The organism is Dapis brunnea BLCC-M229, from assembly GCF_050015995.1.
GTDB lineage: Bacteria > Cyanobacteriota > Cyanobacteriia > Cyanobacteriales > Microcoleaceae > Trichodesmium.
Window position 1 is genome coordinate 1 of sequence record NZ_JBNHEP010000295.1, and the last position, 13550, is coordinate 13550.

The 13550-nt window shown below is 37.9% G+C and carries 7 protein-coding genes and 1 pseudogene; 4 read left to right on the top strand and 4 right to left on the bottom strand.

Annotated features, from left to right (window positions below):
- Together ACP6PM_RS33785 and ACP6PM_RS33790 are read left to right on the top strand one after the other, a co-directional pair.
- Positions 1–827, top strand: a pseudogene (locus ACP6PM_RS33785) (ATP-binding protein); the annotation flags it as partial.
- A 2589-nt stretch (positions 828–3416) separates the two neighbouring features.
- Positions 3417–4709, top strand: coding sequence for a GAF domain-containing sensor histidine kinase (locus ACP6PM_RS33790; RefSeq protein ID WP_426591262.1), 1293 nt, complete (start codon positions 3417–3419; stop codon positions 4707–4709).
- A gap of 680 nt (positions 4710–5389) precedes the next feature.
- Here the strand turns inward: ACP6PM_RS33790 and ACP6PM_RS33795 are convergent.
- From ACP6PM_RS33795 to ACP6PM_RS33810, 4 genes are all read right to left on the bottom strand, one after another.
- Positions 5390–8059 carry an MGH1-like glycoside hydrolase domain-containing protein gene (locus tag ACP6PM_RS33795; protein WP_426591225.1) on the bottom strand — a complete coding sequence of 890 codons (2670 nt, stop codon included), beginning with the start codon at positions 8057–8059 and terminating at the stop codon, positions 5390–5392.
- A gap of 541 nt (positions 8060–8600) precedes the next feature.
- Entirely contained in the window at positions 8601–9029 is a 429-nt protein-coding gene (locus ACP6PM_RS33800) for a DUF1622 domain-containing protein (RefSeq protein WP_426591226.1), read from the bottom strand.
- A gap of 357 nt (positions 9030–9386) precedes the next feature.
- A complete protein-coding gene (locus tag ACP6PM_RS33805; RefSeq protein WP_426591227.1) occupies positions 9387–10055 on the bottom strand; it encodes a DUF3471 domain-containing protein in 669 nt (222 codons plus the stop codon).
- A gap of 124 nt (positions 10056–10179) precedes the next feature.
- Positions 10180–10479: a hypothetical protein gene (locus tag ACP6PM_RS33810; RefSeq protein WP_426591228.1), complete on the bottom strand. Its 300-nt coding sequence runs from the start codon at positions 10477–10479 to the stop codon at positions 10180–10182.
- 973 nt (positions 10480–11452) lie between these two features.
- Between ACP6PM_RS33810 and ACP6PM_RS33815 the strand changes: the two genes are divergently transcribed.
- Together ACP6PM_RS33815 and ACP6PM_RS33820 are read left to right on the top strand one after the other, a co-directional pair.
- Positions 11453–12034 carry a hypothetical protein gene (locus ACP6PM_RS33815; RefSeq protein ID WP_426591229.1) on the top strand — a complete coding sequence of 194 codons (582 nt, stop codon included), beginning with the start codon at positions 11453–11455 and terminating at the stop codon, positions 12032–12034.
- 675 nt (positions 12035–12709) lie between these two features.
- On the top strand, positions 12710–13492 hold the full coding sequence (locus tag ACP6PM_RS33820) for an ABC transporter permease (protein WP_426591230.1): 783 nt from the start codon (positions 12710–12712) through the stop codon (positions 13490–13492).
- Positions 13493–13550: the final 58 nt, after the last annotated feature.

Below are 13550 nucleotides of genomic sequence, written 5' to 3' on the forward strand. Positions count from 1 at the left end.
CCCAAGTGCCGACAGCCTTAGCTAATATAGTTATGAAATTAATGGCGAAAAATGCCGAAGAAAGGTATCAGAGCGCTCTCGGACTGAAACACGACCTAGAAAAATGTAGGGTTGAATATCTTGAAACGGGAAAAATCGAACAGTTTGTCTTGGGAGAGCAAGATAGGAGCGCTCGCTTTTTAATCCCCGAAAAACTATATGGAAGGGAAAAAGAAGTGCAAACTCTTCTCGATGGCTTTGAAAGAGTCGCAGGCGGAAAAACAGAAATGATGCTAGTAGCTGGATATTCCGGCATTGGGAAAACTGCCGTGGTGAATGAAGTACACAAACCAATCACCCGACAGAAAGGGTACTTTATCAAAGGAAAGTTCGACCAATTCAATCGCAATATACCCTTTTCTGCCTTCGTTCAAGCCTTCCGAGACTTAATGGGGCAATTACTCGGAGAAAGTGATGCCCAATTGCAAGAGTGGAAAGGAAAAATCCTGGAAGCAGTAGGAGAGCAAGGGCAAGTTCTCATAGAAGTCATTCCCGAACTGGAAAGGATCGTTGGAGAACAGCCAAGCGCCCCCGAACTCTCTGGCAATGCAGCCCAGAACCGCTTTAACCTCCTATTTGAGAAATTTATCGCCGTATTCACAACAATTGAGCATCCCTTAACCCTATTTCTAGATGATTTGCAATGGGTGGACTCAGCATCATTAAACTTGCTGAAAGTGCTGATAGGGGATACTCGGACAGGGTATTTACTTTTGTTGGGAGCCTATCGAGATAATGAAGTCTTCCCCGCCCATCCGTTGATGTTAACTTTAGGAGAATTAGAGAAGCGGTGCAGCCCTCCGTTGGCTAAAGACGCAAACGTTCAGAACTCGCAGTGGCTTAATACGCAACCGAATGCTGACCAAGAGAGCGAATGCGCAACAAGAGAACAAAACGTGACGATTTCGACAATTACTTTAGCACCCTTGTCTGTGGGTTATATCAATCAATTAGTAGCCGAAACCCTCAGTTGTTCGGTAGAGTTAGCAGCTCCTTTAACAGATTTAGTCTATCAAAAGACGAAAGGGAATCCATTTTTTACCACTCAGTTCTTAAAAGGATTGCATGAGGATGGGTTAATTGCATTCGATCGGAATTTAGGTTATTGGGAATGCGATTTAGTGAAAGTCAGAGATGCAGCCCTCACTGATGATGTGGTAGAATTTATGGCCACAAGGTTGCACAAGTTGCCCGAAGAAACCCAAAAAGTCCTGAAATTAGCTGCCTGTATTGGGAATCAGTTTGACTTAGAGACTTTAGCCATTATCTACCAGACCTCATCAGAGGAAGTCGCTGCCAATCTGTGGAGCGCTCTGCGAGAAGGGCTAATTTTACCCCAAAGCGAAGCCTACAAATTTTTCCAAGGATGGGAAAAAGACAAAGAGAAAGCCGAGGGTATTGCCGTTGGTTATCGGTTCCTACACGATCGCGTTCAACAAGCAGCTTATTCCCTCATTCCCGACGAGCAGAAACAGACCACTCACTACCAGATCGGACAACTAATTTACAAAAATACTCCCAAAAGCCGACTAGAAGACGAGATTTTCTCAATTGTAGTTCATTTGAATCGAGGCTTAGAACTACTTAGCGATCGCCACGATAAAAAAGAACTAGCTCAACTCAATTTAACCGCAGGGAAAAAAGCCATCCAAGCGACAGCTTACGCTGCTGCACTCGAATATCTGTCTGTGGGGTACAAACTTCTCCCAGAAAACTATTGGAAACAAGAGTATAAACTGGCGCTTTCCTTATACCAAGAACTCGCATTATCCAATTATCTAAATGGTAATTTTAGCGAGGCCCAATCTTTGATAGAAACGGTTTTAGAACAGGCTCAAACAACATTAGATAAAGCCCAGGTCTATGAAATCGCCATTCAATCCCTTATGTCCCAGCACAAACTTAAGGAAGCAGTTAGCACAGGTTTAGAGATTCTTGAAGCATTTGGGATTCAATTCCCCGAAAATACCTCAGAGGCTGTCCAACAAGCCTTTGAGACCATGAAAGCCAATTTAGCAGCAGCAAATTTATCTGTAGGAAACTTACTAGAGTTACCGAACAATGAAGATCCAGTCAGTTTAGCGATCGCTCGGATTATGGCTCGATTATACCCAGCGTTATTTGGTACTAACCCAACTTTACTTATTTTGGCATTATTCCAGGCTGTTGATTCAGCCTTGCACAATGGCAACGATCCCTTGATTCCCTTTGCTTATGTCTCCTTGGCGTATATGATTCACAGTAACTTCAGCAATAGCGAACTAGGCTTTCAGTTCGGTCAGCTTGCTATTGACGTTCTCAATAAACTAGATGCCAAAGAAGTAAAAGGCAAAACCTTTCAAGTGTTCTATGGTCAAGTTAAAGGATGGCAATCTCATCTGAAAGAAACAATCGAGCCATTACTAGAAGGGTATCAAAGCTCATTAGAAGTAGGAGATTTAGAATACGCAGGGTATAGTGCAACAATTTACTGTTATCACTATTACTTTGCTGGAGTCGAACTTTCGACTGTGGAAGCAGCTATGAAATCTTGCTACAGCACAACTAAGGAAAAGCTGAAGCAGACACGAATACTTTACTTGCAAGCAATATTTTATGAATCCGTCTTAAATTTGCAAGGAAAAACGGATAATACTTGCCGCTTACTAGGGTCGATTTGCAATGAAGATGAAGCAATTCCCATTTTACGCCAACAAGTTGATTATACCTCCCTCCACAAAATTTACCTGAATAAAATGATTCTCAGCTATCTTTTTGAGGATTATTCAGGGGCAATTGAATCGACAAAACTGGCTGAAGAGAATATTCATGGCGTTAATGGACTGTCTTCGGTTGCCGTTTTCTACTGGTACGACTCACTCGTAAGAATAGCCTATTTGTCTGAAGTAGGTCGAGACGAGCAAGTGGTTTTATTGCAGAAAGTTTCCTCAAATCAGGAGAAGTTTAAACAATGGATGTATGATGCACCCATGAATTATGCTCATAAATTCAATCTGGTCGAGGCGGAACAACACCGGGTTATGGGACAAAAATTAGAGGCGATCGAACTCTATGACAAAGCGATCGCCGGAGCCAAAGAAAACGAATACATCCAAGAAGAAGCCCTCGCCAACGAACTCTTTGCCAAATTTTATCTTGACTGGGGGCGAGAAAAAGAGGCTGCTGTATATATGCAAGAAGCATATTATTGTTATGCTCAGTGGGGAGCTAAAGCTAAGATTGAACACCTCGAACAACACTATCCCCAACTGCTATCTCCCATCCTCCAACGGCAACAATTGGGTAAAACTGCCAACAGTAAGATAACAACTCTCACCAAAGGAACAGTTTCCCACACCAATACTTCCACCGGAGAATTGTTAGATTTAGCTAGCCTCATGAAAGCATCCCGCAGCCTTTCCCAAGAAATTGACCTCAAGGGCGCTATCACTAACTTCATACAAGTCATCCAAGAAAACGCTGGAGCTGAAACCGTCGCCCTCATGCTCTTTCAAGCAGATACTCTGATTCTGAAAGCCCAGGCGACAAAAGAGGAAATGTCTGTAATCAGCATTCCGGTTGAGACAAGTAACAATCTCCCCTTAACCCTCATAAATCATGTGAAAAACACACGGGAATACCTCCTCTTAGATCGGACAACAGAAGACAACAACTATGGCCGAGATGACTACATCCAAAAGCATCAACCAGCCTCAGTATTATGTATACCTTTAATTGACCGAGGTCAACAGATCGGCATTCTCTACTTAGAAAACAATCAAACCAGTGGCGCATTCACCAGCGACCGCATAGAGCTATTGAATTTACTTTGTTCTCAAGCTGCTATTTCCCTGGAAAATGCTCAACTCTACAACAATTTAGAAATCAAAGTACAAGAGCGCACTGCCGAACTATCCCAGGCTCTGGAAAACCTGAAACAGACCCAAAAACAACTCGTAGAATCAGAAAAAATGGCTTCCCTAGGAGGACTGGTAGCGGGAGTCGCTCACGAAATTAATACTCCAGTCGGCACCAGCATCACGGTAGCCTCAACCCTGAACGAGGAAACTCAAGCATTTGGGGATGCCATAGCTAAAGGTCAGCTCAAGCGCTCCCTTTTAAACGATTACATAGAAACCAGCACTGAATGTACCCAATTGATTGTGGATAATTTAAAGCGAGCGGGGGAATTAATTGGCAGTTTTAAGCAAGTAGCCGTAGATCAAACCCATCTAGAAATGCGTACCTTTGCCATCAAAGAATACTTAGAGGAAGTGCTAACCAGTTTAATGCCTAACATCCGACAGCAGGGACATCAAGTCAACATCGAAGGAGATGAAAACCTAAATATTAGAACCTATCCCGGAGCATTGGCGCAAATAGTCACTAACTTAACCAACAATTCTCTGCTTCATGCTTATCCTGATGACAAAACTGGAAAATTAAATTGGAGGATAGAACAGGTAGAAGAGGGATTAATTATTGAATATACTGATGATGGTTGCGGAATTGCACAAGCAGAACTTTCCCAAATTTTTGAGCCATTTTATACAACTGCCAGAAATCTAGGCGGAACTGGTTTGGGACTGCATATAGTTTATAATTTGGTAACGCAAAAACTGCAAGGAACGATATGCGCAAACAGCCTACTCGGAGAGGGGCTAAGGTTTACCATCTCCATTCCTCAATAATTTCCCCCCTCTTGAATTGTATCTCCAATCAAGCTTACTACCAAAGGAGTAGGAAAAGGAATAGGTTTGGGGATGGCGATCGCTCATCAATTAACGAAGTCAGAAGTCAACCCACCCCTAACCCCTCCCAGGAGGGGAAGTCAGAAGCGAGTGTGTAATTCTGAGGTCTCCTCAGAATGTAAGACACACTCAAGACAGTGATTTTTGTAACGGGGATTTGAGCAAGGCTCCAAAAATATTTCGCCTTAAAAGGCGGGGTTTTAGACCCATATTATTTTGATAATCACAGAAAAACACGGTGGTATGATTACTTGTGATTCAACAGTTGGGCAAGGTACAATTTTTACCATTGTGATTCCTAGATAAAATCTCTCTCTCTTTTAAATTTTAGCAATAACCATCAAGCAAGCATTCCGGGTGGACTAATTATATGAGGTTTGTCCAGAAGCTAGGAACTATTTCTGAAGAGCAGATCCTCAAAATTGTTTTGGGCATTGCAGCAGCGATCGAATACCACTAAACTTGAATATTAGGGGTTGGGTCACCAAACCCTTACAAAGACTTAATATCATGTTCGGATAATCACTTATAATAAAGTATATAGGGCTGAAGCCCTACTACGAACTTTAATTATAATAACTATTTAACCGAACATAATATAATATCAAACTGCAATAGAACTAAATTTCACAACTATACTCGCTCCGTTGCTGAATCAACTTTGCCACTAAACCAGTCCAACCAGTCTGATGACTCGCACCTAAACCTGCACCATTATCACCGTGGAAATATTCATAAAACAGAATTAAATCTTGCCAATTAGAGTCATTTTGGAATAATTTCGTATCACCATAAACCGGACGTTTTCCATTTTGATCTTTGAGGAAAATTTTAATTAGTCTGGCTTCAATTTCTAATGATACTTCCCACAAGTTCATCATCTGACCTGAACCAGTCGGACATTCTACCCGGAAATCATCACCTAAATAGTTATGAAATCTTTGTAGAGATTCTATCATTAAATGATTAATTGGAAACCAGATCGGACCGCGCCAATTAGAATTTCCTCCAAACATTCCACTGGTAGATTCGGCAGGTTCATAATCTACTCTATATTCCTCACTATTCGCATGAAAAATATAGGGATTTTCGGCGTGGAAACGAGATAAAGAACGAATGCCATAATCGCTGAAAAATTCATTTTCATCTAACATTTTTTCCAGGATAATTTTCAGGCGTTCAGGACTAACAATTGCCAGTAAACGTTCGGAATCAATACCGCAAGCTTCCATGCAAGCAATATTGGCACTAAGGTCAATTCTATTTGCCATAAACCACTTGACTCGTTTCTGGAATTTAGGTAATTTTTGCAAAGTTTCGGAGTCAATAATTGCTACGGCAAATAATGGAATTAATCCTACTATAGAACGAACTTTTAGATGTACATCTTCTTTGTCTGGTTGATGCAAAACATCATAATAAAAATTATCCGTTTCATCCCAAAGTTGAGTACCATCCGAACCTAAATGATTCATCGCATCTACAATGTACAGAAAATGCTCAAAAAACTTACAAGCAATATCTTCATAAACATCATTTTCTAGGGCAAGTTCGAGAGCTATTCTTAACATATCTAAGCAGAACATCGCCATCCAACTCGTACCATCTGATTGTTCAATATGCCCTCCAGTTGGTAGTTCGGAACTCCGGTCAAATACCCCAATATTATCTAATCCTAAAAAGCCTCCTTCAAAAACATTATTTCCCTCAACATCTTTCTGATTTACCCACCAAGTAAAATTGAGTAAAAGCTTTTGAAATACTCTTTCGAGAAACTTTCTATCCTGACGACCATAAACTTCTTTTTCGATCTGATAAACTCGCCAAGTTCCCCAAGCATGAACGGGGGGATTGACATCACTAAAATTCCATTCATAAGCTGGTAATTGACCGTTGGGGTGCATAAACCATTCCCTAGTAATTAAGTCTAATTGACGTTTAGCAAAATCAGGGTCAATTATGGCTAAAGGTACGGTATGAAAGGCTAAATCCCAAACAGCATACCAGGGATATTCCCATTTGTCAGGCATGGAAATTATATCATCATTAAATAGATGAATCCACCCATAATTTCTAATATTTTTCCTATTTTCTGATACTTGTGGTTGAGTAGAATCGCCTTTGAGCCAATCTTCGACAATATAATGATAATATTGTTTTGTCCACAATAATCCGGCAAAGGCTTGACGCTGAATATTTCGCCATTCATCCTTCATTTTACAGGGAGAAAGACGCTGATAAAATTCATCTGCTTCTTGAATTCTGATTTGAAAAATATCGTCAAATTCTGTGTCGAATGGTTGTCTAATTTCTGGAGAGTTAGCCAGTCTTAATTTGATAGTTTTAGTTTCACCTGCTTGTAGTTCTAGGGTGTAATGTGGTGCAAATTTTGTGCCGTGCATATTAGGATTAATGGCATCTTTTTGACGGTTTACTAAATAATTATTGATGCCATCTTTTACATAAGGAGATGTATTTTTTTCTCCAGATAATCTTTGTTTATTTGTTTCGTTTTCAGTAAAAAATAGTTCCATTGTTTCCGGAAAATAAAGCCACCTTTTACCTAAAGTGGGGTGGTCTGCTTCGATGAGACCAGGATTAATTTTTTTGAGGATAGGTTTGTTTGAATTGTTATCCCAAGACCAAGTATTTCTAAACCAAAGAGTCGGTAATAAGTGTAACGTCTTAGTTTCTGGAGCTAAATTATTTACTGTAATTTTCATCAGAATATCTTCTGCTGTAGCTTTAGCATATTCAACAAAGACATCAAAATAACGATTTTCCGCAAATATTTCTGTGTCGAGCAATTCGTATTCTAAAGACTTACGATCGCGCTGTTGATTTTCTGTTAATAATTCAGCATAAGGAAAAGCACTTTGAGGATATTTATAAAGTGCCTTCATGTAACTATGACTGGGGGTATTATCTAAATAAAAATAATATTCTTTGACATCTTCTCCATGGTTTCCTTGACTTCCAGTTAAACCAAAAAGTCGTTCTTTTAACATAGAGTCTTCCCCATTCCAGAGAGCGATCGCGAAACACAGTCGTTGATGATTATCAGAAATACCACAAATACCATCTTCTCCCCATCTATAAGCACGATAATGAGATTGTTCGTGGGAAAAATAATCCCAAGCGGAACCATCTTCGCTATAGTCTTCACGTACTGTTCCCCATTGTCTCTCGCTCAAATAAGGTCCCCAACGTCTCCAGTATGCTTCATGGTTAAGGTCTGCTTCTAGTCTTTGTTCTTCTTGAGTAAATAGGTTGTTGTTTTGAGTATTCATAATACTTGATACCTCAGAATAGTTTGGAATCTCAATTTACTATAACTATCTTCAAATATCTGTAACAGAATGATCCTTTCTGTGTTTATGTTGCCTCCAAAACATGAAGTAATATAGTCATTCTGTCTTAATTTTTTGCTTTTAGTGAGAGTTTTCAATAATGTATTTTTAGTTATAATTAACACTGGTTCGTTTTAACTTTAAAGATGCCTAAATTTGTTCGAGGAAATTTAAGATTGCTGAGTAGTAGGACATAAGTAAATAACTCTGTACTAATAAATATTAACAAGCATCAAATTAATTGCTTATTGTTCACAGTTACCTTTTCCTCACAGTTAACTTTAATTATGTCCTAATACTGATGAGTAATATTATGTTCGGTTAAATAGTTATATATAATTAAAGTTCGTAGTAGGGCTTCAGCCCGAACTGTAGATAGGGCTGAAGCCCTACTACAAACAAAAACTTTTTTATCACTTATTACCCGGACATGATATTAATTATTGATTGCTGAACTAATATTTTTAGATGATATTAAATATTATTCATCAGAGGGATTTTTTTGTTGCAGTTCTTTGATTTCCTTTTCGAGGAAAAAGTTAAGAAAAGTACGAATTCCAGCAATTGCAGTTAACTTTCCAATATCACTCCAACTTGGAGATATAGCAGTTCCTACTATATCAGCAGCCAAGAGAAATTCTAAAGCCAGAACTAAGGAAATACCTAATTCAAGTCGGATGGTTCCTTCTGATGCAAAAAGTTTTCGATTTTTCCGCATTCGCAACATTTTTGCCAATGCTTTTAGCACCGCAAAAGCAATAATAAAAACAGCAATTGCTTCAATAAAAATCTTCAGAATTAACACAAATTCATCTAAAAAATACTCAGTTAATTCTATGAAATTTGTCGCTAGATGAAAAGAGATAAAATCCTGTTGTGTGATGATGGATATTAAATAAATAAAAGCCATAATTATTCCTTTAATTAGTTATAAAAAGATCTTTGTTTGTAGTTGCGCTTTAGCGCTCCAATGAAATTGCTTCCTTCCACTCCGTTCCAGTCGCAATGACTACAATAACTAATCATCCGGATTTGATATAATTATAAGTATTTTACCGATAGCGATAGCGTAGCTCCCCCGAAGAGGACACATATAGCGCTACACGCAAGTCAAAAGTCAAAAGTCAGAAGTAATCCCTGACTGAGTTTGATTATTTGGTACTGTCTTGTAAAGAATAGCATTGTAGGTAAGGAAAAATCAAGGAGATGAACGCCTCTATTTCCGCTCTTGTTGTTATCTTGCCTCAATCTCAATCATCGGGCTATGTCAGCATCGTTTCAATACATATTCCCCTGAAGGATCTATCTGTTTTAGAGCTTTCACCTCACCATTCTCCAAAACAAACTCTAACATCAAGTCAGAGAACCTTTGAATTTGGAATGTAAGGTTTTTATATGGAATCAGCTTTTCTTCAGGCTGACCTGGGATTACTAAGTACAGGAAATCATCTTCTTTGAGAACGACTTGTAACTTAAAACCTACAGGTGTTTCGTATGTTCCTGCAAGCTGTTTTAAAAGTTGGGAGTCTAGAATTTTTGCTTGGCGGGTAAATATTACTTCTGCCATATCTATAGACATTGTTACTTTGTTCACGTCACCTTGGGAATTAGTGAGAAAATTCAACGACCACTTGCCGTCAATTTCATCATCGGGAGTATCAAAACGATCGTAATGAAAATGATTCAGAGGAAGTTTTATTTTACCAAAGTTGAATTGAAGCTCGCTATCGTTCATTTCAATCTTAAGAATGCCGTAGATAGGGTTAGCGTATTTTCCTACATAGTCAGTTAGGGAATGTGAGGGTGTGGTATTTGAAACTCTATTTTCGCCAGCCTTTGCTCGATCCTCCTTTCCTGCTTGTTTAGCCTTAAATCTTACATCAAGCCAGCGATCGCTCCAAGGTGTTTGACTCAGACCCAAAAGGCGTTCGCACACATTAGAGTTGTCGCTAAATAGAGGGGAAAAATCGCTCAAACCTAGACAGAGCAAAAATTTCAGGCGTTTTTAATTGCCAATGGTTATAATCCTTACAGGACAAGGCTTTCGGGAATTTTTAAGCTTATAAAGCGACAAGTCTATTGTAAGTGATTATATCACTTAATGAAGTACAATGTGAGCCAATTCCCAAAACAATCACACCAATTTTTGACTGAGGGAGAAAAGATACTTGCGAATGAAATCCATCAATATATCCCCCATGATAGGTTAAGAGATGCCCTTTAGCAAAGACAAGCTGATCCTCAGCCACAATTCCTATCCCGACTCCTGGAGTATTCCAGTCTTGGATAAGTTTCTCCATATAAGTATCAAAGTCTTGAACCTTTTCTAGGATGTCTATGTGCTGTGTAGTAAGTTGCATTATGCTCTTCCTTTTAAGTTACTTTTTGCTATATATAGTGTTTTCATTTGAGTTGTGTAAAAAGACTGGCCGCTTTTAGGCAATAGGCAATAGGGACTCTTGCAATAGGTAAGAAGGTTTGCCAAACTTTTTACTGTTAGTAAATAACCAATTCTTGTTTTACATCTCATTTGAAAATGCTATATTTGCTATATATTGGAATAGAAAACTTTTAACCGATGGTCTTACTAAATAGCGGTATGAATTTATAGTATGGTCAACAGAATTTAAAACATTATTTCCATCAGTTCATACTTTTAATCAGCAACGCCTCACAGACTATCCCTGGTGCCTCTCATCTTAATCTTATTCCTTTATCAATTTATAGGTGCATTCTATATCTATCCTGTCTTATCCCAAAATCTTTGTTTATTTACATAGTAGGCGATCGCTCTTGATATACCAGTCATTCCATAATCTGCTAATCAAAAATCAAAAATAAATACAAATTGCCAAGATTTGGATTTACAAAAATTTGTTTATATACTATATTAATAGTTTTGGCATATAAATAATCTTCTCTGAAGCCCCATCCTAAACACAAAATAGTTGATGGGTTTCCCACCGGAGGAGTGTTGAAAATTGTAGCAACAGGATAATTGCTTATATAATTTCCCGATTAACTAGAGAGTTATACCTAAACCGTATCGATTTACCGATTGGGATCGACAAAATCAATAGTCATTGTATAAGAACAAAAGACTAAAGGAAATAAGAGGCCCGGCTATAAGGACCTTCCTCAGTATTATAGACGGGAGATCCAAACCATAACTCAGTCTTATAGAAGGAAGTAAAATCATCATTTTCTGCTTCCTATACAAGTAGAAAACTGCCCAATATTTATAGTTAATCCTGAAGGATATCTCTTTCAGGAAAGCTAATCAACTAAACTAAATCAAAATCTGTTAAACAAACAAAAAAAGGAGGTAATACCATGAAAATCAAAACTAAATTACACACTGATGCTGTAAAAGAAGCATTACTTTCCTTGTCAGACATGGAATTTTATAATACTATTCACCATTGGCTAGATCGAATATCTCAAAAATCTTGGGAAGCAGAATTGTTAGATGAAATGCAGTTTGCTTTAGGTTATGAATTAGAGTCAGGGGAAACCTTACAATCTTATAGAAATTGGGATGAATTAATGTATGCCGAACCTGATTGTGAAGATGTATATTTAATCGCACCATCACCTTTAAAATTACGCAGGTACATAGATAAAATGGACTCACATTCTTTTTATCATAATATAATTTATCTTGCTGGAAAAGCTTATGGTGATGGAGAAATGGGTTATCCACCAAATGCTTTTTGTGATGGGTATGAATTTCTGGAAAATTTAGTTGCTAGTCTCAGAAAAAATCAACCTTCCCAAGAGAAAAATCATCGTTCAGAAACTTTCAGGATTATCAATCAAACTCAGTATAATGAAGGTTTTTTTCAAGTATCAGAACATTGGCGGACTTATAGCGGAGGTAAAGTAACTGATTTTGTGCTTTTAACTTCAAATTAGTAATTAAAAGGAAGGAGAAAGGAGGAAGAAGGAAGAAAAGAAGCCCATAAATATATTGATGGTATTTATTGTGAATAACTATTTTATCTAATTCCCTAGCTTCTAATCAAAATTCTTTCTTCTTTTTCCACTTAACAATTTTACTTTTGAGATCGAAAAAGTTATTATCTCTGTGTTAATTACTTAATAATTGAAGTCCCACATAAGTATAGTATAGCATTACTTTTGGTAATTGATATTAATTGCAGTAATTACTTTACGTTAATTTTGCCTACTTACTTAAATAGTTTCAATTATCTTTATTAAAAGGTAAATATGTAGGGGTTTGGTCTCCAAAGCTCTATATTTACTTTTGCTGGGTTAAGGCAAATTACAATAGAATTATAGGCACTACGCATTAAGTTTAGGACATTCCTCTGTTGCCTGTTGACTGTTCCCTGTTGCCTTTAAACTTAGACTTATTGTCCTAACTAAAAAACGTACTGCTATATCTGATAAGTATAGAATTATTTCCCTAATAACATTAATATAGCTAATTCGAGAACACCGAGATTATGATCGACTTTACTTTTCTGAAAATTAAATCCGATCTGGCTATTAATGAAAATTTAGCTTATAGTCAACATCATTTTGATATGATTCAGGATGTAAATTTCCTAATCAAGTTAAGTCAAAATGGAACGATACTTACAAATACTAAAATTATTTTGGGGTGCAGCGATCGCTGCTGAATTAGAATACCGCTTCAATTTTATTATCGCGGCTATTAGTAGTATAGGAAGTTTATTAGGTAGCTTATTTGGTTTATTTCTATTTTATCGAACAGGCTACAAATTTGATGGTTGGAATTGGGAAGAAGCTTTAATTATCCTAGCAATTTTTACTATTTTACAGGGTCTTTCAGCAACTTTTTTGATTCCTAATTTGAATCGAATTGTGGAACAGGTACAAGAAGGTACTCTAGATTTTGTCCTCCTAAAACCCATTAGTAGTCAATTTTGGCTTTCTACCCGTACAGTGTCTCCCTGGGGAATACCAGATGTAATTTTTGGTGGGTTGCTGTTAGGATATGCTGGTAGTAAACTGGGTTTAGGAGTAGGCAATTATTTGTTCAGTATAGTGCCACTGGTCTGTGGGATAACTATTCTTTATAGTCTCTGGTTTATGTTGGGGTCCACCAGTATTTGGTTTGTCAAAATTTACAACGTAACAGAAGTCCTCAGAGGTTTATTAGAAGCAGGACGATATCCAATGGTAGCTTATCCTACTGCTTATCGTTTCTTTTTTACTTTTCTAGTACCAGTGGCATTTTTGACTACTGTACCAGCTCAAGCCATATTAGGTAGGGTTGGAGGTACTTGGATATTGGGTTCTTTTGTTTTAGCAGGTGGATTGTTTTTTGCTTCTATTCAATTTTGGCGACTGGCTTTGCGGTATTATACAAGTGCTTCTAGTTAGGGACTTCTTAAAAATAGAGCCGGAAGTGGGGAGATAGGGAGATAGGGAGATAGGGAGA

Coding starts and splice junctions, on each gene's coding strand:
- ACP6PM_RS33810 (WP_426591228.1), bottom strand. CDS start 10,479: ATGCAACTTACTACACAGCACATAGACATCCTAGAAAAGGTTCAAGAC.
- ACP6PM_RS33795 (WP_426591225.1), bottom strand. CDS start 8,059: ATGAATACTCAAAACAACAACCTATTTACTCAAGAAGAACAAAGACTA.
- ACP6PM_RS33800 (WP_426591226.1), bottom strand. CDS start 9,029: ATGGCTTTTATTTATTTAATATCCATCATCACACAACAGGATTTTATC.
- ACP6PM_RS33790 (WP_426591262.1), top strand. CDS start 3,417: ATGAAAGCATCCCGCAGCCTTTCCCAAGAAATTGACCTCAAGGGCGCT.
- ACP6PM_RS33815 (WP_426591229.1), top strand. CDS start 11,453: ATGAAAATCAAAACTAAATTACACACTGATGCTGTAAAAGAAGCATTA.
- ACP6PM_RS33820 (WP_426591230.1), top strand. CDS start 12,710: ATGGAACGATACTTACAAATACTAAAATTATTTTGGGGTGCAGCGATC.